This is a genomic window from Nostoc sp. CCY0012, from assembly GCF_963920855.1.
Lineage (GTDB): Bacteria > Cyanobacteriota > Cyanobacteriia > Cyanobacteriales > Nostocaceae > Cyanocohniella.
The window spans coordinates 1-21,010 of record NZ_CAWUDM010000099.1; the positions used below are offsets into that span (position 1 = coordinate 1).

21 protein-coding genes are annotated in these 21,010 nt (G+C 42.3%); 9 read left to right on the top strand and 12 right to left on the bottom strand.

Annotated features, from left to right (window positions below):
* The first annotated feature begins 539 nt into the window (after positions 1–539).
* On the top strand, positions 540–2,426 hold the full coding sequence (gene ftsH2 / locus ACM0OS_RS22580) for an ATP-dependent zinc metalloprotease FtsH2 (protein WP_414545430.1): 1,887 nt from the start codon (positions 540–542) through the stop codon (positions 2,424–2,426).
* A 206-nt stretch (positions 2,427–2,632) separates the two neighbouring features.
* Entirely contained in the window at positions 2,633–3,094 is a 462-nt protein-coding gene (locus tag ACM0OS_RS22585) for a DUF29 domain-containing protein (RefSeq protein ID WP_414545431.1), read from the top strand.
* 154 nt (positions 3,095–3,248) lie between these two features.
* On the opposite strand, the gene ACM0OS_RS22590 is transcribed toward ACM0OS_RS22585, so the two are convergent.
* A complete protein-coding gene (locus ACM0OS_RS22590) occupies positions 3,249–6,761 on the bottom strand; it encodes a COR domain-containing protein (RefSeq protein ID WP_414545432.1) in 3,513 nt (1,170 codons plus the stop codon).
* A 236-nt stretch (positions 6,762–6,997) separates the two neighbouring features.
* Between ACM0OS_RS22590 and ACM0OS_RS22595 the strand changes: the two genes are divergently transcribed.
* On the top strand, positions 6,998–7,282 hold the full coding sequence (locus ACM0OS_RS22595; RefSeq protein WP_414545433.1) for a YiaA/YiaB family inner membrane protein: 285 nt from the start codon (positions 6,998–7,000) through the stop codon (positions 7,280–7,282).
* A 226-nt stretch (positions 7,283–7,508) separates the two neighbouring features.
* Here ACM0OS_RS22595 and ACM0OS_RS22600 read toward each other — a convergent pair whose 3' ends face one another.
* The 3 genes from ACM0OS_RS22600 to ACM0OS_RS22610 are packed head-to-tail and all read right to left on the bottom strand — an operon-like array spanning position 7,509 to position 8,608.
* The gene (locus tag ACM0OS_RS22600; RefSeq protein ID WP_414545434.1) at positions 7,509–7,970 is read right to left on the bottom strand and encodes a ferredoxin; all 462 of its coding nucleotides are present in this window, start codon (positions 7,968–7,970) and stop codon (positions 7,509–7,511) included.
* Positions 7,970–8,356 carry a DUF1257 domain-containing protein gene (locus ACM0OS_RS22605; RefSeq protein ID WP_414545435.1) on the bottom strand — a complete coding sequence of 129 codons (387 nt, stop codon included), beginning with the start codon at positions 8,354–8,356 and terminating at the stop codon, positions 7,970–7,972. The genes ACM0OS_RS22600 and ACM0OS_RS22605 overlap by 1 nt, the downstream gene beginning before the upstream one ends.
* A 39-nt stretch (positions 8,357–8,395) precedes the next feature.
* Positions 8,396–8,608 (bottom strand): DUF2997 domain-containing protein, encoded by a 213-nt coding sequence (locus ACM0OS_RS22610; RefSeq protein ID WP_414545436.1) that lies wholly within the window; start codon positions 8,606–8,608, stop codon positions 8,396–8,398.
* 481 nt (positions 8,609–9,089) lie between these two features.
* Between ACM0OS_RS22610 and ACM0OS_RS22615 the strand changes: the two genes are divergently transcribed.
* Both ACM0OS_RS22615 and ACM0OS_RS22620 read left to right on the top strand, forming a co-directional pair.
* A complete protein-coding gene (locus ACM0OS_RS22615; RefSeq protein ID WP_414545437.1) occupies positions 9,090–9,380 on the top strand; it encodes a hypothetical protein in 291 nt (96 codons plus the stop codon).
* Between the two features lie 297 nt (positions 9,381–9,677).
* On the top strand, positions 9,678–10,529 hold the full coding sequence (locus ACM0OS_RS22620; RefSeq protein ID WP_414545438.1) for a universal stress protein: 852 nt from the start codon (positions 9,678–9,680) through the stop codon (positions 10,527–10,529).
* Positions 10,530–10,609: 80 nt separating this feature from the next.
* On the opposite strand, the gene psbM is transcribed toward ACM0OS_RS22620, so the two are convergent.
* The 6 genes from psbM to clpB form a co-directional block, all read right to left on the bottom strand.
* Entirely contained in the window at positions 10,610–10,726 is a 117-nt protein-coding gene (gene psbM / locus ACM0OS_RS22625; protein ID WP_006195024.1) for a photosystem II reaction center protein PsbM, read from the bottom strand.
* Positions 10,727–10,822: 96 nt separating this feature from the next.
* On the bottom strand, positions 10,823–11,119 hold the full coding sequence (locus tag ACM0OS_RS22630; RefSeq protein WP_414545439.1) for a 2Fe-2S iron-sulfur cluster-binding protein: 297 nt from the start codon (positions 11,117–11,119) through the stop codon (positions 10,823–10,825).
* Positions 11,120–11,306: 187 nt separating this feature from the next.
* Entirely contained in the window at positions 11,307–11,444 is a 138-nt protein-coding gene (locus tag ACM0OS_RS22635) for a photosystem II reaction center protein K (RefSeq protein ID WP_010995059.1), read from the bottom strand.
* Positions 11,445–11,570: 126 nt separating this feature from the next.
* Positions 11,571–12,698 carry a tRNA guanosine(34) transglycosylase Tgt gene (tgt, locus tag ACM0OS_RS22640; protein WP_414545440.1) on the bottom strand — a complete coding sequence of 376 codons (1,128 nt, stop codon included), beginning with the start codon at positions 12,696–12,698 and terminating at the stop codon, positions 11,571–11,573.
* A gap of 82 nt (positions 12,699–12,780) precedes the next feature.
* Positions 12,781–14,247: a protein kinase domain-containing protein gene (locus ACM0OS_RS22645; RefSeq protein ID WP_414545441.1), complete on the bottom strand. Its 1,467-nt coding sequence runs from the start codon at positions 14,245–14,247 to the stop codon at positions 12,781–12,783.
* A 137-nt stretch (positions 14,248–14,384) separates the two neighbouring features.
* A complete protein-coding gene (gene clpB / locus ACM0OS_RS22650; protein WP_414545442.1) occupies positions 14,385–17,003 on the bottom strand; it encodes an ATP-dependent chaperone ClpB in 2,619 nt (872 codons plus the stop codon).
* A gap of 219 nt (positions 17,004–17,222) precedes the next feature.
* Here clpB and ACM0OS_RS22655 point away from each other — a divergent pair, with 219 nt between their 5' ends.
* Both ACM0OS_RS22655 and ACM0OS_RS22660 read left to right on the top strand, forming a co-directional pair.
* Positions 17,223–17,522: a hypothetical protein gene (locus ACM0OS_RS22655; RefSeq protein ID WP_414545443.1), complete on the top strand. Its 300-nt coding sequence runs from the start codon at positions 17,223–17,225 to the stop codon at positions 17,520–17,522.
* Positions 17,523–17,530: 8 nt separating this feature from the next.
* On the top strand, positions 17,531–17,965 hold the full coding sequence (locus ACM0OS_RS22660) for a type II toxin-antitoxin system VapC family toxin (protein WP_414545444.1): 435 nt from the start codon (positions 17,531–17,533) through the stop codon (positions 17,963–17,965).
* A gap of 44 nt (positions 17,966–18,009) precedes the next feature.
* Here ACM0OS_RS22660 and ACM0OS_RS22665 read toward each other — a convergent pair whose 3' ends face one another.
* Together ACM0OS_RS22665 and ACM0OS_RS22670 are read right to left on the bottom strand one after the other, a co-directional pair.
* The gene (locus ACM0OS_RS22665) at positions 18,010–18,168 is read right to left on the bottom strand and encodes a YqaE/Pmp3 family membrane protein (RefSeq protein WP_414545445.1); all 159 of its coding nucleotides are present in this window, start codon (positions 18,166–18,168) and stop codon (positions 18,010–18,012) included.
* 240 nt (positions 18,169–18,408) lie between these two features.
* Entirely contained in the window at positions 18,409–18,750 is a 342-nt protein-coding gene (locus ACM0OS_RS22670; RefSeq protein ID WP_414545446.1) for a translation initiation factor, read from the bottom strand.
* 117 nt (positions 18,751–18,867) lie between these two features.
* On the opposite strand from ACM0OS_RS22670, the gene trpB reads away from it, so the two are divergent.
* Complete coding sequence (gene trpB / locus ACM0OS_RS22675; protein ID WP_414545447.1) at positions 18,868–20,109, top strand: tryptophan synthase subunit beta; 1,242 nt, start codon at positions 18,868–18,870, stop codon at positions 20,107–20,109.
* Positions 20,110–20,208: 99 nt separating this feature from the next.
* The gene (locus tag ACM0OS_RS22680; RefSeq protein WP_414545448.1) at positions 20,209–20,724 is read left to right on the top strand and encodes a CAP domain-containing protein; all 516 of its coding nucleotides are present in this window, start codon (positions 20,209–20,211) and stop codon (positions 20,722–20,724) included.
* Positions 20,725–21,010: the final 286 nt, after the last annotated feature.

The following is a 21,010-nucleotide window of genomic DNA, read 5'->3' on the forward strand; positions in this document are numbered from 1 at the left end:
AAGCAGGGGGGCAGGGGGCAGGGGAGAAAAACTACCCACAAGGAATGGGGCTTTTCTACGAGATGCTGCGCGTAGCTTGCTTCTCCATAGGAAGGAGTACAACCAAGAGAGCAAGGGAGCTATAGCCCACAATTTCACTCGGCTTTAAACCTTATCTTTTGGTCAAAAATCAAGAGCGGGGATTGGGGACTGGGATATCAGGTGGATATTTTACCTCCTCACTCAGAATTTTTTTATATGATCCAAAAATGCTGCAATGACGTGGGAATAGTTATTGCAGGAATTTGGCTTGTGTTGCCGTCTGCTTGTACCTTCTCTTATTGTGCAATGTTGTATTAAAATTAAGTTAACTTTAATTAAGATTCTTGTTGGTATCGCCGTAATGCTTTATCGGCTACAGGGTGATTCACGATCAAAGATCAAATTAAACAAAATGGATTTATAAACGTCCGTTGCAAATTTAATCTAGTAACAAGGTGATAAACATCGGTTACTAGAGAGAGATTGTTAATTGTATTGGCATCTAGAGGCAAATTAAAATGAAATTCTCCTGGAGAGTCTTAGTACTCTGGACATTGCCGGCTCTGGTAATTGGCTTTTTCTTCTGGCAAGGGGCCTTTGCTGGCGCTCCTGCTGATATGAGTAGAAATGCAGCCAATACCCGCATGACTTATGGCCGCTTTTTAGAATACTTGGACGCTAACCGTGTCACCAGTGTGGATCTTTATGAAGGCGGGAGAACGGCAATTGTCGAAGCCCGCGATCAAGATATTGAAAACCGTTCTCAGCGCTGGCGGGTAGATTTGCCGATTAATTCTCCTGAGTTAATTAGCAAGCTCAAAGAAAAACACATTAGTTTTGATGCCCACCCCATGCGTAATGATGGCGCTATCTGGGGATTATTGGGGAATCTCATTTTTCCAATTTTATTGATTACTGGATTGTTCTTTTTATTCCGTCGTTCTAGCAACCTTCCCGGTGGGCCAGGACAAGCGATGAACTTTGGCAAATCTAAGGCGCGCTTCCAAATGGAGGCAAAAACTGGAGTCAAGTTTGACGACGTAGCAGGTATTGAAGAAGCTAAAGAAGAACTGCAAGAAGTTGTTACCTTCCTCAAACAGCCAGAAAGATTTACTGCTGTAGGCGCACGTATTCCTAAAGGGGTGCTGTTAATTGGGCCTCCGGGAACTGGTAAAACTTTACTGGCAAAAGCTATCGCCGGGGAAGCTGGCGTGCCTTTCTTCAGCATTTCCGGTTCCGAATTTGTGGAAATGTTTGTGGGTGTGGGTGCATCCCGCGTCCGTGATTTGTTCAAAAAAGCTAAAGATAACGCTCCTTGTATCATCTTCATCGATGAAATTGACGCTGTAGGTCGACAAAGGGGTGCTGGTATCGGTGGCGGTAACGATGAACGGGAACAAACCCTAAACCAGTTGCTCACCGAAATGGACGGGTTTGAAGGTAACACAGGTATTATTATTATCGCTGCTACCAACCGCCCCGATGTACTCGACTCAGCATTGTTACGTCCCGGTCGTTTTGACCGCCAAGTAACTGTTGATGCACCAGATATCAAAGGACGCTTGGAAGTTTTACAAGTTCATGCGCGCAATAAGAAGCTTGATACCAGTGTATCTTTGGAAGCGATCGCTCGCCGGACTCCTGGTTTTACCGGTGCTGATTTAGCTAACTTACTCAACGAAGCAGCTATTCTTACCGCTAGACGACGCAAAGACGCCATAACTCTCCGGGAAATTGATGATGCGGTAGACCGGGTAGTGGCGGGTATGGAAGGTACTCCTTTGGTAGATAGCAAGAGTAAGCGCTTGATTGCTTACCATGAAATAGGACACGCTTTGGTTGGGACATTGTTAAAAAACCATGACCCCGTACAAAAAGTGACTCTAATTCCACGAGGACAAGCCCAAGGTTTAACTTGGTTTACTCCCAACGAAGAACAAGGATTAATTTCTCGTTCTCAACTCAAAGCCAGAATTACTGGTGCGTTGGGCGGTCGCGCCGCTGAAGAAGTGGTATTTGGCCCGGCTGAAGTAACTACTGGTGCTGGTGGAGACTTACAACAGCTATCGGCAATGGCAAGACAAATGGTGACCCGATTCGGGATGTCCAACTTAGGGCCGCTGTCGCTAGAAAGCCAACAGGCAGAAGTATTCTTGGGTCGTGACTGGATGAGTAAATCTGATTACTCAGAATCCATTGCCGCCCGTATCGATGGTCAAGTCCGCGAAATCGTGGAAGAGTGCTATGAGAACGCTAAGAAAATTATGCGTGATCATCGTACCGCCTGCGATCGCTTAGTCGATTTGCTCATCGAAAAAGAAACCATTGACGGCGAAGAATTTCGTCAAATTGTCGCTGAATACGCTGAAGTGCCTGAAAAAGCACAGTATGCGCCCCAACTGTAATATTTGATTTTTTCCGGGCTACCGTCTGGAAATTCACTAACAAATAATCAATCAACTGAGGATGTCTTACCGCATCCTCATTTTTATTTACACACAACGTTACTGGCCCTTTAAAATTTGGCGAGAGAGCGATAAAGTTCTCGCTATCAACAAAAAATTATCTTACATTTAACGTAGGTTAAATTTTGGTAGGTTGAAAAAATTAGATGACAGTACCTCAACCAAAAGTCTCGATAAATTCCCAACTTTACGACCAAGATTTTTATCTATGGCTAGAAACGACAGCACAACAACTAAAAGCAGGCAAATTTGCCGAAGTTGATTTAGCCAATCTCATCGAAGAAATTGAATGCATGGGGAGAAGTGAAAAAAGAGCATTAGAGAGCAATTTAGTTATGTTATTAATGCACTTACTAAAACATAAATATCAGCCAGAAAAACGCACCAATAGTTGGCTTTCGACTATATTTGAGCATCGGCGCCGATTAAATAAAAATTTGCAAGATAGTCCAAGTTTAAAAAACTACTTTTCCGAAACCTTTGAAGAATGTTATCAAGATGCACGTCAACAAGCAGCCTTAGAAACCGATTTACCACTTGATACCTTTCCTGTGAAATCTCCTTTTACTGCTGATGAATGCTTGCAGCAAGATTTTCTATCTGAGTAGTTGAACACCTCAATATACAAGGTTGGGTTAAGTTCAGCGCAACCCAAAGAAGCCTATATCTGGAAAACCTCGTCTTGTGTTTCCCGTTGTCGCCGTTTTTTCGCAATCCCTAAATTTTCTTGTTCTCTTGCCCATACCTGCTGTTCAATTAATTTCACTCAGATAAACGCTGGGCGATCGCCTGCAATAATACCTCAAATTCTGATTCAGTATGAATTTTGGAAGTCAGTGTATTCATATCTTTAAGAGTATTAGCTAGTCGTGGTAAGTATTGGCGAATTTCTGTGTACAAGTCAATGTCATCCCTAAAACCATTTAGATTAGCCGCAGATACGCCTTTTAATGCAGCCTCAAATTCTTGAGTTTTGTCTTCCCAATATTTGACATAATGAAGTCGATCAATAGGTTTATAAATAGCAGCGTCATTTAGAATAATGGGGAAAATGCGCTTACCAAATTCACCATTTTTGGCAATTTCCACTAATTCATACATACAGTTTTCTGATTTTAAATACTCATTACTGATGACTATAATCACACATTTCGCCCTGCTTAATCGCTGCATAAATGCTTTAAAATTTTCTTTATAAGCAACGGCATTTTTATCACGAATAATTTTAATATCTTGCGCTTTAAATGCTTGCTCTATTTGTTCTACCACGGTTTCGCTGTGGTTATCCCGTAGGGTATAGGAGATAAAAACCTCCTTTTGAGGATTATCTTTTGGCTGATGTGCAAAAAATTTGTTTCTCTCTTGTTCTAATTCGCTTTGTAACTTTGTTACTTGGGGGCTATCTTCTCTATATTCTCGCTCAGATGAATACAAAACATCATCAATTAATCTGCGAACGTCTACCATTTCATAGCTGTTTTCACATTCAACTTGATAACGACGAGCATTAAAGCGTTTATTGAGTGATTCCAGAGAATAAAAATGAGGAATCAGCAAGTTTTTACAAATATCGCAGTTACAAGGAACAAAAGTTTGATATTGCAAACGTTCATAAGAACTGTGAATTTTCTCTAGCTCATGGGTAACGACTGCCATTAATTCTTTTTTACGGCTACCAGTAACACGAATTTTGATTTCTCGTTGATTGTAGTTTTCTATAACTTCAGCACGGGTTTGGTTTTTGTGGAGAATAACACCTGTTTTCCACACGAGTTTTTGTTGTTCAATCCAAGGGTGTGTTTCAACAATAAAACGGGTGAGGATACCTTTAGGCATGAAGTCATAGCTGTAGCGCAAAATCAGATTGTTGGTATCGTCCCAGTTATAGTCAGGTTGTTCAATGGAAAGCAATTGCGGCGCGATGTAAGTACCAGGAAGACTAGGAATTTCGTAGCATAGTTTGAACCGCATCATTAATTGCAGCAGTTCATCTCGCATTTGGGCATATTCGCCATCTTGCCAAATATTTTCGAGGTCATTCCGTGTAAAACAACCCAGGTTTTGCTTGACAGTATCATTATCTAAAACTTTGTAAACCGCAGTGGTTCCCCATTCGGGTTTGAGGATGACGTAGTGTTTGAGTGTGGCATCATCTTGGAAGTGGAGACAAATACCGAGGTCGTGTAAATAACTACTTAAACGCAGCATATCTGTGCGGTCTGTTAAATTATTCACTCGGCAAAGACGGCAATATTCTTCCAGGCTGATGTAATTGCGGGAATAGTTTTCTAATGCTGCTCTGACTCTCACCCAGAGTTTTGGTAGCGGTGTGCCTACATGGGGAAGTCTGCTAATGTAAAGTTGAATCGCGTCTTTAATTTCTGCTAAACCGCGATTAGTAGCTAAGTTAGTAGTCAAAACTTCTTTGAGATTGGTGAACTCTCCACGTAACTGGCGTTCATTGACTTCATATTGACGCTCTTGTTTTTCATTTTTGATGATAATCACCGGACTATTATCGCTGAGGAGTTCAACAACGTTCAGCCACCAGTAAAAATCAGTGTTTTCTTTGCGGGTATCAGCGACCAAGACATAAAGGGAACGCTTACTCAGGAAAAATTGATGGGTTTGATGATAGATTTCCTGTCCGCCGAAATCCCAGATATTCACACGAAAGTCTTCGCCATTAGATTGTGTAAAGTGCCAACGGATAACCTCAATACCCTCGGTTGATTTTTCATCTGATTCGAGTTGGTAAGTTTCGTCTTTGATTTTCTTGGCTAAAGAGGTTTTACCTGCTCCCCCTTCACCAACAATTAAGAACTTAACTTCGTAAATAGGTTCGGTTTCGGTTGGATCTTGCACCCGGAAATAGAAATCGAGGATTTCGTTTACATCACCAATATCTCCGTATAATTGTTTTGTCCCCAAAATTTCAGGTGGAATCGGGACTGGATTCATACGAAGATCCAGTTCTGTTAGGTTTGGTAGTTGCTGAATTTCCGGTGGCAGACTGCTCAGTTGATTCTTTTTGAGGTCGAGCGATTGCAGGTTGGTGAGTTGGACAATTTCTTTTGGCAGACTGCTCAGTTGATTGAAGCTGAGGTCAAGCGATTGCAGGTTGATGAGTTGGACAATTTCCGCTGGTAGACTGCTCAGTTGATTGAAGCTGAGGTGGAGCGATTGCAGGTTGGTGAGTTGGACAATTTCTGGTGGCAGACTGCTCAGTTGATTGCCGCCGAGGTGGAGCGATTGCAGGTTGATGAGTTGTCCAATTTCTTTTGGCAGACTGCTCAGTTGATTGCCGCCGAGGTGGAGCGATTGCAGGTTGGTGAATTGGACAATTTCTGGTGGCAGACTGCTCAGTTGATTACTGAAGAGGTCGAGCGATTGCAGGTTGGTGAGTTGGACAATTTCTGGTGGCAGACTGCTCAGTTCATTGTTGAATAGTTTGAGCGATTGCAGGTTGGTGAGTTGAACAATTTCTGGTGGCAGACTGCTCAGTTGATTACTGGAGAGGTCGAGCGATTGCAGGTTGATGAGTTGTCCAATTTCTTTTGGCAGACTGCTCAGTTCATTAACCCTGATATCTAGGGTTTGCAGGTTGGTGAGTTGAACAATTTCTGGTGGCAGACTGCTCAGTTGATTACTGGAGAGGTCGAGCGATTGCAGGTTGATGAGTTGTCCAATTTCTTTTGGCAGACTGCTCAGTTCATTAACCCTGATATCTAGAGTTTGCAGGTTGGTGAGTTGGCCAATTTTCACTGGCAGACTGCTCAGTTTATTACCGCTAAGGTGGAGCGATTGCAGGTTGGTGAGTTGGACAATTTCCGCTGGCAGACTCCTCAGTTGATTACCTCTGAGGTCGAGTGATCGCAGGTTGGTGAGTTGTCCAATTTCTTTTGGCAGACTCCTCAGTTGATTACTGGAGAGGTCAAGCGATCGCAGGTTGATGAGTTGTCCAATTTCTTTTGGCAGACTGCTCAGTTGATTGAAGCTGAGGTAGAGCGATCGCAGGTTGACTAGTTGGACAATTTCCGGTGGCAGACTCCTCATTTGATGACCTCTGAGGTCGAGCGCTTGCAGGTTGATGAGTTGGACAATTTCTGGTGGCAGACTGCTCAGTTGATTACCGCTGAGGTCGAGCGATCGCAGGTTGGTAAGTTGTCCAATTTCCGGTGGCAGTGTTGTTAAGCCTTTGTCATAAAGGTTTAATTTTGTTACCTTATCTCTGGCAGCTTGTGCAATAATTTGCAGCAGTTCTTCTTGATTCATTTAGTTTTTTTATATAAATCTGACTATGAGTTGCTGCTTAGACACGCAGTAGAGAAATTTAGCTAATTAATAATGTAACTTGTATCAATAGTAAGTGCTGAGTAAAAAAAGTTAAGACTTGCTGTAAGTGCAAGGTGTAATTTGAGTCCAGTTAATAAACTGGCCAGATTATTTATACCAGTAAAACTATTAATGAATAGAATCACATTAAAGCACTTAATTTTAGGTAAAAAAATATGCAAACAATTAATCCAGCAAAAGACAGTGCAGCGTGGATTATTCAAACATGGGCTGCTTTTTTATTCTCTATATCGATGACCACTTTCGGCATTGTCAACTTACCTGTTGATAACTGGGTCAAAGGATTCATGGGTATGGGTTTGGCATTTTCTATTGGCTCAAGTTTCACATTGGCAAAAACCACTAGAGACTTACATGAAACCAAAAGATTAACCGCGAGAATTGATGAAGCGAAAGTAGAAAAGTTGCTTTCCCAGCATGATCCACTCAATTTCAAATGAAAAACAAAAACAATTCGCAATTCGCAATAAAAATAAAAATAAAAATAATCTAGAACGGCAAAACTAACTGGAGAGGTGAGACTAAAGGCTTAATTACGTATGCGTCTTAGAAAATATCAAACGAGTTTACTATGCTTCCAACCTACCTCTAGCAAGTTTTACCGCTCTAGAAAATAATAAAGGACTGGTGTTACCAGTCCTCTACTTTGTATATTGAACTTTTTTATTAAAGGGATTTTTTGCTCTTTAACTTGCGTTTTTTACGTCGCCGTTCAGCAGCAGCAACAGCTTGTTCTACAGGGTAACCCACAACAGGGATAACCTGATATTTGCGCTCTTCTTCTAACTTTTTCAGTTCGGTGTAATCAACCCAATGAATGCAATCAACTGGACAAGTATCTATCGCTTCTTGGATTAGTTCTTCTCCATCCCCATCTTGGCGAATCACGCGCGATCGCCCATAATCTGGTTCAATGTAGAAGGTATTACGCGCAACGTGAGCGCAGTGTAAACAGCCAATACAGGTGATTTCGTCAACGTAAACACCCTTTTGACGCACCACACCGCCCAATTCCGGTTCTAAACCAGAGCGTTCTGGGTCATCTCGTAAAAAACCACCTAACTCTGGTTCTAAACCGGAACGATTGTCGTCTGCTTGTTCATCCGGCGACGGCAGAAAATCAGCCATTACGCACTCCAGCGTTGTACTACCAGGCGAATCGAACCATCTTGATTTTTTTGTTGTTCAGCTACTTGAAAACCGACACGTGCAGTTTCTTTGACAACTGTTTGGTAAGCATAGCGCTGTGTTACTTGGCGTAAGAACCCGTCTACAGACAAGCCTTGTTGCCAATATTGCAAATCAGCTACCAATTCATATTCCTTGCCATTCCATCTAAAACCGATGTCATAGCCGTTTTCCTGTTCAATAGTTACTTCCGCAGGATGAGTTTGGCCGCGGTAGCCGCGTACTTCCCTGGGGCCTGGTTTCCAGTCTATGCCCAACTCAGTCAGAGCATCTTTTAAAGAGTCAAGGTTACGGATTTGAGTCTTAATTTGGCTAAAGTGTGACATGGCGGTTGTTAGTAAATGACGCTAAACTTTTGAGAAAACTTACCAATCGCTGTAAGTGGCTTGCGTATTTGCCACAGCAGACTGCTGCTGCACCTGAGCAGCAAAAAATTCCGAGGTTGGCTCATGACTGAGTACTTGTCCCAGCTGTGCCTCTATTGCTGCTGTAACCTCAGCGCAAGAATTACCCACAATGCCAGTGACTTTCTCTTGTACCCGACCGTCTGGATAAATTATGAACTCTAATGTCTCCATGCTTTTGGCCAACCACGATAGTACGCTTGAATTGTACTGCCTTAGCAGCAGGCTACATATATAGCCTTCGGAACATTGTTACTTAGATATAAACTTGTCATTTGTTAACTAATGTTCCATCCCTCGAAATATATATCTCAGAATCTTTACAAAATTTATTAGTATTATAAGCACATACGTCAGTTATTAGTTAGTTTCTCTTAACCTCATCGATTAGTCAAGTTGATGATTAATTGGGCAAAGTAAGCATTAAAATGCCGAAAAACAAGCGCTAGCAGTAGTATAGCTAGCTAGGTGATTTACAAAAATATACGTTTTATTGAAAAAATTTATCATTACTATTGAACTTATACTATTCTTGCCATAGTTTAGATTCAATGCTAAGTAGTATCCCCCCAAAGGATTATTTTATTGATTTTATTGAGTTTTATTGGTGCGATCGCCTGAGGAACATGAATTAAATATCATGCAAATCTAATTTTTGACCTCATCCCAGGGAAGAGGAGTAGGGAGCAGAGAGCAGAGGGAAGACAACAAATATATTGATGGTGCCTTGCGCTGGGCGACAACAGTCCCTACGAATAATTTACATTCCTTCATATACATTATTGATTTTTTCTCACCAACTTACTTAGTTAAAAAAGGGTTTTCTGGGAGCAAAAATATAAATAATCTAGATAAATTTAAAAAGATGAAAAATTTGCTTAATTTTAGAGGATCTATAGGTTCACTTTTTTATGAAAATTCGTTGCAATACTTAACTTTTTTCTAATTAAAAAAAATAAATATAGATTAAAAATAATAACTAACATAATAATTTATGAAGTTTATTAGGCTAGATTAAGAGTATGCTTAATCGTTGGAGCCTAGTTCAAAGTTTGGATAAATAGGTGCAAAAAACTAAATAATCATTAATTATTTGTCATGTGTTCGAGTGCTAATAGCTAATGATTAAAAATTTATTTGTAACCGACTTAGGAACTAGGTTATTGAGCCAGGCGTTGGAAACTTCAACTGAGCCAAGTAATAAGAGCAAACACCAAAGCAACCTTAACCACAAGAAGTAACAATGATTGAAAAAATTTTGCTAGCGGTTTCTGGCTTGGGACATGCAGAAGAAATGCTCAAAACCTTAAAAGAAGTGCCATCTATCCAATCTGCAAAAGTGACAGTTTTGCATGTTGTCTCTGCCCAAAGTACTGCGGCGGCTATGACAGATAAATGGGAAGAAGGTGGCAAAATCCTGGCTAATGCTATTCAGTCTCTGAATTTAGATCCCAGTCAGGTTTCTTCAATTTTGCGACAAGGTGATCCCAAGGATGTAGTTTGTCAAGTGGCAGATGAAATAGATGCTGACTTAATTATTATGGGTTCACGTGGACTTAAGCGTCTACAATCGATTTTATCTAACTCAGTTAGTCAGTATGTTTTTCAACTGTCTTCCCGTCCCATGCTGCTGGTAAAAGATGACATTTATGTCAAGAAAATTAAGCGTGTTATGGTGGCGATGGATAACTCTGATTCGGCAAAACACTGCTTAAGTTTGGCTTTGTTCTTGTTACGAGATATTCCAGGTGGTCAGTTAATTTTGACTAATGTAACTACAGATTTGCGTGGTAAAACATCTGAAGTTACGGAAATTGTCCCCGACAAAAGTTCAGCTTTGGGATCTGCGGTTGCGGAAGCACAAAAGTACGGTGTCCAAACACGTTGTTTTACCAGTAGCGGTAAACCAGGTGAAGAAATCTGTCGTCTAGCAGAAGAATTAAATACAGACTTATTATTACTCGGATCTCCAGACCGTCGGCCATCGGTGGCTAAGAGTTTTGTCGATATAGACAGACTCATAGGCGCTTCTTTGTCTGACTATGTTCGAGTTAATGCTACTTGTCCGGTTTTGTTGGCGCGGACAGCAGTTTAACATCACAATGAGTTTTGCGGTTGGTCAACAAAAAACCCCTGCACCAATGGTGTTGGGGTTTTTCATTTTATGCACAAATGTCAAGAATCTTTTCCACCTTCACGGCTAGCAGTTTGGATGTAAAGAACTATTAAAAACACAGCGGGAACTAATACGAACAGAATGCTCGCTACGAACCCTAGCTCATTCACTTGCATAGCAAGAAAGCCTCTCTTTAATTTTATTTTCCAGTCAACAACTTTAGAATAGCATTATCGATGCCTGTGTTCATCCAATTTCTTTTACTTTCTTAGCTAGGGCTTTGTGACTACGCTAACTGGCCCATTGACTAAGGTTTGACAAGCTAGGCGATAATTATCAGGTTTTTTCTGAAATTTGCGGTTTTCTACATCTGTCCGCGGGGAAAGATTTTCCATTCCTTCAACTATCTCGACAATACAAGTACCACATTGACCATTGCCGTTACAATTGGTCATCTTGCCAATGAATTTATATATATCAATGTCATTTTGCATGGCCTTGAGTCGAAGATTAGCCCCATCCGCCGCAATTACTTCTTTATCTTCTTTGACAAATTTGATGTTACCCATAGCAGATTGATTCCTCTTTGACTTTAGATGTAGCTGGAAAGGCGGATTTGTGGATAGGTTCTATACCCATCCTACTGAACTTATGGTAGGTTATTACAAAATATTAATAAATATCAAGTTTTAAAAAATAATTCTCAAAAAATAGGACAGGTAAAATACCTGCCCTAGTAATTGATCATGAATTAACTTATCTAAATCCAACTGCTGCTTGCCATACAAAAGCTAGCAACAAAAAGAAGACAGGAATAATTGGGAGAACATCCACCAAGGGGTCGAAAATTTGATAAGCTTCAGGCAATTTTGCTAACAACAATGCTGCTTCCATGTTCTTTTAAATCCACCGATCCAACACAGTATTCATAATTGAGATGTATCTTAACATGGTTTGGGTATTGGGAATTGGAGATTGAGTACTGGGTATTTAATCTTTTGGGATGGAAAAATTCTTTCCCTAGTCCTCAGTCCCTGTTTCTGGTGAGTTGAGCCAGTGACCAAATTTTTCAGCAAAGGAATCACTTAATATTGCTTCACGAATCTTTTGGGTAAAACGAATTAGTTCGGTAATGTTGTGAATACTCAATAATGTGTAGGCTAGAATTTCCTGCGATCGCACTAAATGAGATATGTAAGCACGGCTAAAATTTTGACAAGCATAACAAGGGCAAGTTTCATCTAAGGGGGTAAAATCTTCACGAAACTTAGCATTCTTTAAATTCCACCGTTCTCCCTGGACAATTGCCGTACCATGTCGCGCCCAACGGGTAGGAATCACACAATCAAATAAATCTACACCAGAGGCGATCGCAATGGCCATTTCTCGATAAGTTCCCACACCCATCAAATAACGTGGCTTGTCGGGTGGTAATAGAGGTGCTGTAGTTCGCACAATTTCCGCCATGAGTTCTGGCGGTTCTCCCACACTCACACCACCAATGGCATATCCTGGTAAATCCAATTTAGCTAAAGCTTGGGCGGCTTGGGCGCGTAAATCTAAATATACGCCTCCTTGAACAATGCCAAACAAAGCCTGATCGCTACGTTGATGAAAAGTTATGCAGCGTTCTAGCCAGCGATAAGTTCTCTCAGTGGCTGCTTCTACATCTTGGCGGCTAGCTGGGTAAGGGGGACATTCATCAAACGCCATGATCACATCTGCCCCTAAAGTATTTTGAATCTCAATGGAGCGTTCAGGCGTTAAATGAATAACTTGTCCATCATGGGGCGAACGAAAAGTTACACCATCTTCCGTGATTTTTCGCATTTCGCTTAAGCTGAAAACCTGAAACCCACCAGAATCAGTGAGCATTGGCCCATTCCAGCCCATGAATTTGTGTAACCCACCGCCGCCAGCCACAATAGCTTCCCCTGGCTGCAAGTGGAGATGATAAGTATTAGATAAGACCATCTGTGCGCCAGTGGCTTTAAGTTGGTCTGGGGTGATAGTTTTGACGTTGGCTAGTGTCCCCACAGGCATAAACCTTGGGGTTTCCACGGGGCCGTGAGGGGTGTAAAATACCCCAGCCCTGGCTTTTGTCTGGCTACATCGAGCTAGGGATTGAAAAGAAAAGTTGGCACTCAAGGTAAGATTAACTCTATTTAGCTAGATTATAAGCAATACTTGCGTCCATTTTCTCAAACGCCTTCAGGGTGGCAATTTGAGATTAATTATTGATATTTCTTGGTTTGGGCAACAACCAAAGTAATACTATGCCAGAAATAATCCCACCAAACCAACCACCTAAAACATTAGTTAATATCCACCAACTAGACTTAGGAACAAATGGCCGCAGTACCAACCATTGCCCGAAACCAACAATTAATCCGTGTACAGCAGCGAATTGTATCCAGTTGTTTAACCCCACCAAGTAAAAAGGAATGATAAAAGCCAAAGTAGTTACTAATATCCACAAACAAACCGGAAAGGAAACCTGTCGGCGCAGTACAAACCATTGCTTGACTCCCACAGCTAATCCCCAAAAACAAACAGCCGCCAAATTACCTGCGATAAGCCCGAAGGGCATAGCTACGCTTATCGCAACAACATTAAAACCCAAAAAAAAGCCCCCAGCGTAACCAAAAACATTGGCGATCAACCACTGAGAATAAAAGCCCAATTGCAGCATTTTGGGGAGTTGAATTGATGTCAGTGGTCTGATAGTAGGAATTAATTTCTTTGGTAGCAGGGAAACGGCTGAACTATGCCGGGGTGCAATAAAAGACGATAATTCGTATGATGTGGCTTGAAGCTGACTCGAATGAAGCTGCGGTTTGTATGTTTGAGTTTTTGAATATTGCCTGAGTACGAAAGGATCAGCCAAAGCTTGCACCGCCGTTAAAGCTTCTGCTGCTGATTTGTATCGCTGGCGAAAGTCGTAGCGCACCATTTTATCTAAAACATCTGCCAATTGTGGATTTACAGGTGCTAGATCACGCCAAATCATTTCCGCGCTGTGGGTATCTTCTGGGATATCTTCAGGCATTAACCCTGTCAAAGCTTGAATGCCAATCATGCCTACAGCATAAATATCGCTGCTGAATCTGGGACTACCTCGGCTTTGTTCGCTAGGCATATAACCTGGTGTGCCAATACTGACAGTAATTCTTGTTTGTCCTTGAGGACTCACCAACTGAGTGCTAATTTGTTTAACTGCCCCAAAATCGATGAGGACGATTTGTCCATCACGGTGGCGGCGAATTAAGTTAGGGGGCTTAATATCTCGGTGAATGACATTATTTTCATGGACAAAAACTAAAGGTTGGAGGATATGCTGCAACAGGTTAATCACATAACCTTCATGCCAATGTTTACCTGGTGTGAGTTCGCGGCTTAAAGGATGCCCGGCAATAAATTGCTGAACTAAATAAAATTCCTGATTTTCTTCAAAATGAGCTAGTAGTTGCGGTATTTGCTCGTGGTTCCCTAATGTGTGTAGTAACCGGGATTCTGTATCAAATAACCGTCTAGCTAACCGCAGAGTCCCAGGGTCAGTTGATTGTGGCTTGAGTTGTTTAACAACACAAGTCGTATTGTAAAGTTTGGTGTCTTCAGCTATGTATGTTTGACTAAAACCACCAGTACCTAAAGCTTGAATAATTTTATAGCGTCCGTCTAGTAAATGACCCAACATAAGGGCGATCGCCTAGCAAGTTAACAGATGTATTGTAGCTTCCGAGGGATACATTCGGTATCTGGGTGTGGGGATAGGACGATGGAGAGAGATATTTTTGACTAATTCTCTAGCCCCTAACCCCTAGCCCCTAACCTCTAACTACTAAACACCTCCATCGATACACGACCGAAGGAAAGCCGCTCATTTTGCACATCGACAACGATGGTATCACCGTCGTTAAATTCACCGCGTAAGATGGCTTTGGCAATTTGCGTTTCTAATTCTCGCTGAATTGCTCGCTTTAATGGACGCGCACCATATACAGGGTCATACCCTACTTCTGCCAAAAAGTCAAGAGCAGCATCAGAAAGTTTGAGAGACATCTTGCGATCGCTTAATCTGCCTCTGAGTCTCTCTACTTGTAACAGTACAATTTGCCGCAGTTCTTTTTTGTCTAAGCCGTGGAAGATAATAATTTCGTCAATGCGGTTAAGGAACTCTGGACGGAAGCTATTTCGCATTGCTTCCATGACTCGGCGGCGCATTTCGTCGTAATGGTTGGCTTCTCCGGCGACATCGAGAATGTACTGTGAACCGATGTTACTGGTCATGATAATAATGGCGTTTTTGAAGTCCACTGTATGACCTTGGGCATCGGTGACGCGACCATCATCAAGAATTTGCAGGAAGATATTAAATACGTCGGGATGTGCTTTTTCGATTTCGTCGAACAGAATAACTGCATAGGGACGACGACGAATGGCTTCGGTTAATTGTCCGCCTTCTTCGTAACCGACATATCCTGGAGGTGCGCCGATTAATCGGGAAACTGCGTGTTTCTCCATATATTCAGACATATCAATTCGCACCAAAGCTTCCTCAGTGTCGAACATATACGCCGCCAGTGCTTTGGCTAATTCGGTTTTACCGACACCTGTGGGCCCCAAGAAAATAAAGCTAGCAGTGGGACGATTGGGATCAGCTAATCCAGCACGCGATCGCTGAATTGCATCGGCTACAGCTGTCACGGCTTCGGCTTGTCCAATGACGCGATTATGTAGTTCGTCTTCTAAATGCAGCAGTTTTTCTTTTTCTGATTCCACCAACTTACTAATGGGAATCCCTGTCCACTTAGAAATAATTTCGGCAATGTCAGCTTCTGTGACTTCCTCACGCAATAGAGATTTACCAGTTTTTTGGGCGTTGGCTAATTCGTTTTCGGCGGTTTCCAATTGGCGATGCAAACTAGTTAACTTGCCATATTTCAACTCAGCCGCGCGGTTGAGGTCGTAGTTTCTTTCTGATTGCTGAATTTCTAAGTTAACCCGGTCAATTTCTTCTTTGATGGACTGAATTTTATTGATGATATCTTTTTCCGACTGCCATTGAGCATTGAGAGTTCTTTGTTCTTCCTTGAGGTCAGCCAGTTCTTTTTCAATTCTTTCTAAACGTTCTCTAGAAGCTGCATCAGTTTCTTTTTGCAAAGACAGCTTCTCCATTTCCAATTGCAAAATCTTGCGGTCGATTTCGTCTAGTTCTTCTGGTTTGGAGGTAATCTCCATTTTCAGCCTGGCGGCGGCTTCGTCTACCAAGTCAATGGCTTTATCTGGTAAGAAGCGATCGCTGATATATCTACTAGATAATGTGGCGGCTGCAACTAAAGAACTATCAGAAATTTTCACCCCGTGGTGGACTTCATAGCGTTCTTTCAACCCGCGCAAAATGGAAATTGTATCTTCTACACTGGGCTGGTCTACATATACTTGCTGGAAGCGTCTTTCTAGTGCCGCGTCTTTTTCTATATACTTGCGATATTCATCTAAAGTTGTCGCCCCAATACACCGCAATTCGCCCCGCGCCAACATGGGTTTTAATAAATTGCCGGCATCCATCGCCCCTTGGGTAGCACCAGCACCAACTACGGTATGAATCTCATCAATAAATAAAACTATACTACCGCCGGATTCTGTAACTTCTTTTAATACTGCTTTGAGGCGTTCTTCAAATTCACCCCGGAATTTCGCCCCAGCAATTAAAGCACCCATATCTAGGGAGATTAACTTGCGATCTTTCAAGGATTGGGGGACATCACCAGCGATAATCCGTTGTGCTAAACCCTCGGCGATGGCAGTTTTACCTACACCTGGTTCCCCAATTAGTACAGGGTTATTCTTGGTACGGCGCGAGAGAATTTGAATGGTGCGACGAATTTCATCATCCCGGCCAATGACTGGATCTAGTTGACCTTGACGTGCGGCTTCTGTGAGGTCACGCCCATATTTTTCCAGTGATTGGTATTTGCCTTCTGGATTTTGGTCGGTCACTTTTTGACTCCCACGAATTTGCTTAATAATATTTTTGAGCTTGCCTTCGTCTAAACCAAATTCTTGGAATAAACTTTTACCAAAACGGTCATCTTTGGCATAACCCAGTAACAAATGTTCAATGGAGATATATTCGTCTTTAAATTCCTTACGATATGCCTCTGACCGATCTAATAGTGTATCTAAGCTGCGTCCCAAGTAAACAGACGTGCTGCTACCAGATACTTTCGGCTGACGACGGAAAAATTGATCAGTGCGATCGCGGACTTTTTGCAAATCCACACCCGCTTTCGTCAAAATACTGCTAGATAGACCTTCTTGTTCCAGCAGCGCTTTCATCAGGTGTTCGCTTTCGATTTGCTGTTGTTGATATTGTTTAGCAATCTCTGGGGTATGGGCGATCGCTTCCCAGGCTTTTTCGGTAAATTGGTTAGGATTAGTGGGTTGCATAGGCTGTTCGAGAAACCACTCCAAATATGAGGCGCACAGAGAACAAGAGTCAATTTTGTTTTGATATGGTTATTGTAAGAAGAGGGGTAGACCTACCTGGATCGGTCTTCACGTCTTTATAGAGTAGTATTATCGCCCGTTTTTGGAGAGTGTGGACAGGTAGAGCGTCGGTTGGCAACACCATGTAACAATATTTCTAGCTTTATCGGCATAAAAATTATGGACAATCACAAAATTGAGGTGACTGGAATCAGCGAACCTCTACTAAAACTTATTGATGAGCGAATACGCCACCAAGGAAGCGATAGATCGGCATACATTCGTGATTTAATTGAGAGGGATATTTGGGGTACTTCATCTACAAAGAAAGATACATTAATTAAAAATGATGCTAAATGTCCTTTCGACCCTAAACAATGGGAAGCAGACATGAAATTATTAGCTCAACTAACAGAACAAATACCAGTTTTACCACCCGAAGCCTTTACGCGTGACAGCATCTATGGGAATCATGACTGATGCTGTTCATGGCAGATACAAACATCTTATTACGCTTCATCTCTCCCTCAGATCCCAATCACATTCTCGTTCGTGACGCTATATATTTCTTACTAAACAGCGAAGAAACAGTCTGTTATACCTCACAAATTATGGGAGAATTTTGGAATGTATGTACGCGTCCGACAACAGCAAGGAGCGGTTTCGGCTTATCAATTGAAGAGACAGATCAAAGAGCGCAAGTGATAGAGCGTTACTTCTATTTTCTGCCTGATAATGCAGATATTCACACTGAGTGGCGACGTTTAGTTGTAGATTATCGGGTGTCGGGTGTGAAGGTGCATGATGCACGCTTGGCTGCTGCCATGATTGTTCATGGGGTAACCCACATTCTGACATTCAATACTAGTGACTTTGCCCGTTACCCTGAAATTACCACTGTTCACCCCACAGATGTATACTAATGCCAGTAGAGAGAGGTAGTCCCACATACCCACCTCCCCAAACATTATTTCTTGGCAATGATCCACACTGCGTGAACCACACCTGGGATATAACCCAACAAAGTTAACAGGATATTAATCCAAAAATCTGCACCAAAACCTACTTGTAAAAACACACCTAAGGGTGGCACAAAAATAGCACATAAAATCCGAACTAAATCCATAAAAACCTCCTGTAAATATCAAACAAACGTAGCTTTTTAATTATTTTTTCCCCTGAAAACCAACATTTCTAAATTATTATCCTGGGGCTGAAGTTACGCCAATGTAAAACTTGCTCTTGCTTACTGAGCGCTCTTCGCGTCCCTGGCAGTTTGTCATGACGACAAATATTGCTACCTATTCAAGAATAACATTTACTGCATAACTCAATAAAACACTAGAAATGTGGTAAACCGCACCCATCAGCCGCCACTAATTTTGGCTTTGTAACCCAACTTAACCAAAATATCCAAAATTTTCTGTTTATGATCGCCTTGAATTTCAATTTCATTATCTTTTACAGTGCCACCCGTACCGCATTGAGTTTTCAACTGTTTGACTAAATCCGCCAAAACTTCTGGTTTGGTTTGAAAACCGCTAACCACAGTCACAGTTTTACCTTTGCGTCCTTTGCGGGAAGCTTGCACCTTCAAATTTTGTTGCTGCGGCGGTAGTTCAGGAATCCCTCTTTCTGTAGCCGCAGAGTTGTCGTTACCAAATTCGCGGTAGACAAAGCCTTTGTTAGAAGATTTAGAAGAAGACATAAAACGTTTGATACGAAAAAATCAGAGATGGCAACTAATCTATTCCAGGATCTGGCACTTTCCACTATGCTTTTATATTTATAATAATGATGTTCGTCCAGTCATCAAAAACTTTCCGTGACTACCACACCCCTTTCTCCAAATTTCCCCTCAAATATTCAGGTTCCCGACATCCAAGGACGCTTTGGACGCTTTGGCGGTAAGTATGTCCCGGAAACACTGATGCCTGCTCTTGCTGAATTAGAAGCAGCTTATCAGCAATACCGTCATGACCCCAGCTTTCAAGCTGAACTACAACAGCTACTGAGAGACTATGTAGGACGGGCAACACCGTTATATTTTGCCGAACGCCTTACCGCTCATTATGCCAGACCAGATGGTACAGGGGCGCAAATTTACTTAAAGCGTGAAGACTTGAATCACACAGGCGCTCACAAAATCAATAATGCTTTAGGTCAAGTGTTGTTGGCGAAGCGCATGGGTAAGCAACGGGTAATTGCCGAAACAGGTGCTGGACAACATGGCGTGGCGACGGCGACGGTTTGCGCTCGGTTTGGCTTAGAATGTGTAATTTACATGGGCGTTCACGATATGGAACGTCAAGCCTTAAATGTCTTCAGAATGCGCTTGATGGGGGCAGAAGTCTGTCCGGTAGAGGCGGGAACGGGAACCCTCAAGGATGCTACATCTGAGGCCATTCGGGATTGGGTGACCAATGTTGAAACCACGCACTACATCTTAGGTTCTGTGGCTGGCCCCCATCCTTACCCGATGATGGTACGCGATTTCCATGCTGTGATTGGGCAAGAAACCCGCGCCCAAGCATTAGAAAAGTGGGGCGGTTTACCTGATATTCTTTTGGCTTGTGTGGGTGGTGGTTCCAATGCAATGGGCTTGTTTCATGAGTTTGTTCATGAGTCATCTATCCGGTTAATTGGTGTAGAAGCAGCCGGCGAAGGTGTAAATACAGAAAAACACGCTGCAACCTTGACAAAAGGACAGATTGGTGTATTGCACGGAGCCATGAGTTATTTGCTGCAAGATGCCGAGGGACAAATTATTGAAGCGCATTCCATTAGTGCAGGTTTAGATTATCCAGGTGTGGGGCCAGAACATAGCTATTTGAAGGATATGGGACGCGCCGAATACTACAGTGTCACCGATGCCGAAGCTTTAGCAGCCTTCCAGAGATTATCTCGATTAGAGGGAATTATCCCGGCTTTGGAAACTGCCCATGCGATCGCCTATCTTGAAACTTTGTGTCCCCAACTCAGTGACAGTCCTCGCATTGTGATTAACTGTTCTGGACGCGGTGATAAGGATGTACAGACTGTAGCTAAATTTTTAATAACAGAGTAAACATACTGAAATAGCAGTAGTGAAATTGTGATTTATCCAGATGATGAACTAAAGTGGCGAAGGATAACTTGATCACATCTGTTCATCATGGAATCTACTATGATCCAAAACACTATTGCTAGCATCACCGTCGGTACTCTGGTTTTCGCTAGTGGGGCGATCGCTATTTCTGCGCCCAGTCCAACCTCTTTATCAAGCGATCGCCTCTTGGTTGCACAATCTAGTACCATCAATATTACTGCTCTGGAAGCATCTGTTTTCAAACAAATTAATGATTACAGAGCCTCGAAAAAGCTCCCGTTACTAACGCGTAATTCTGCTATCAACAATCAAGCTAAAATTCACAGTCAGAACATGGCCAGTGGAGTAGTCTCATTTGGACATAGCGGATTTTCAGAACGTATTAAAGCTACCCGTCTCAACTACATAGCTGCTGCGGAGAATGTCGCTTATAACCGGGGATTTAGTGACCCCGCCACCAAAGCTGTCGAAGGGTGGTTAAAGAGTTCTGGACATCTTGCCAATATCAAGGGTAACTATAACGTGACGGGAATTGGTGTTGCTAGCAATAGCCGGGGTGAAATTTACTTTACGCAAATTTTTCAGAAGCTTTAGGTTTAGCAAAAGAATAGGATTTTCTCTGATACTGGTGTTTTAATTCTCTCCCTTACCTTGTACTACGGTGTACACACAAGCGCTATCCATAAGCGATAGCTACGTCGTTCCTCCTGGCAATGACAGGCTTTGGGAGTGAGAAAACCAAACCAAGTGTGTGGTGTAATTTTCAGACTTGTGTGTACACCGTAACCCCGATCCCCAGTCCCTCTTTTACCAAAAGATCAGGTTTAAAGCCGAGTAGAATTGTGGGTAGTTTTTCTCCCCTGCCCCCTGCCCCCTGGCC

What these genes read in the sequence shown, in the direction of transcription:
- ftsH2 (WP_414545430.1), top strand. Translation starts at nt 540, where the DNA reads ATGAAATTCTCCTGGAGAGTCTTAGTACTCTGGACATTGCCGGCTCTG.
- ACM0OS_RS22585 (WP_414545431.1), top strand. Translation starts at nt 2,633, where the DNA reads ATGACAGTACCTCAACCAAAAGTCTCGATAAATTCCCAACTTTACGAC.
- ACM0OS_RS22590 (WP_414545432.1), bottom strand. Translation starts at nt 6,761, where the DNA reads ATGAATCAAGAAGAACTGCTGCAAATTATTGCACAAGCTGCCAGAGAT.
- ACM0OS_RS22595 (WP_414545433.1), top strand. Translation starts at nt 6,998, where the DNA reads ATGCAAACAATTAATCCAGCAAAAGACAGTGCAGCGTGGATTATTCAA.
- ACM0OS_RS22600 (WP_414545434.1), bottom strand. Translation starts at nt 7,970, where the DNA reads ATGGCTGATTTTCTGCCGTCGCCGGATGAACAAGCAGACGACAATCGT.
- ACM0OS_RS22605 (WP_414545435.1), bottom strand. Translation starts at nt 8,356, where the DNA reads ATGTCACACTTTAGCCAAATTAAGACTCAAATCCGTAACCTTGACTCT.
- ACM0OS_RS22610 (WP_414545436.1), bottom strand. Translation starts at nt 8,608, where the DNA reads ATGGAGACATTAGAGTTCATAATTTATCCAGACGGTCGGGTACAAGAG.
- ACM0OS_RS22620 (WP_414545438.1), top strand. Translation starts at nt 9,678, where the DNA reads ATGATTGAAAAAATTTTGCTAGCGGTTTCTGGCTTGGGACATGCAGAA.
- psbM (WP_006195024.1), bottom strand. Translation starts at nt 10,726, where the DNA reads ATGCAAGTGAATGAGCTAGGGTTCGTAGCGAGCATTCTGTTCGTATTA.
- ACM0OS_RS22630 (WP_414545439.1), bottom strand. Translation starts at nt 11,119, where the DNA reads ATGGGTAACATCAAATTTGTCAAAGAAGATAAAGAAGTAATTGCGGCG.
- ACM0OS_RS22635 (WP_010995059.1), bottom strand. Translation starts at nt 11,444, where the DNA reads ATGGAAGCAGCATTGTTGTTAGCAAAATTGCCTGAAGCTTATCAAATT.
- ACM0OS_RS22645 (WP_414545441.1), bottom strand. Translation starts at nt 14,247, where the DNA reads ATGTTGGGTCATTTACTAGACGGACGCTATAAAATTATTCAAGCTTTA.
- clpB (WP_414545442.1), bottom strand. Translation starts at nt 17,003, where the DNA reads ATGCAACCCACTAATCCTAACCAATTTACCGAAAAAGCCTGGGAAGCG.
- ACM0OS_RS22655 (WP_414545443.1), top strand. Translation starts at nt 17,223, where the DNA reads ATGGACAATCACAAAATTGAGGTGACTGGAATCAGCGAACCTCTACTA.
- ACM0OS_RS22660 (WP_414545444.1), top strand. Translation starts at nt 17,531, where the DNA reads ATGGCAGATACAAACATCTTATTACGCTTCATCTCTCCCTCAGATCCC.
- ACM0OS_RS22665 (WP_414545445.1), bottom strand. Translation starts at nt 18,168, where the DNA reads ATGGATTTAGTTCGGATTTTATGTGCTATTTTTGTGCCACCCTTAGGT.
- ACM0OS_RS22670 (WP_414545446.1), bottom strand. Translation starts at nt 18,750, where the DNA reads ATGTCTTCTTCTAAATCTTCTAACAAAGGCTTTGTCTACCGCGAATTT.
- ACM0OS_RS22680 (WP_414545448.1), top strand. Translation starts at nt 20,209, where the DNA reads ATGATCCAAAACACTATTGCTAGCATCACCGTCGGTACTCTGGTTTTC.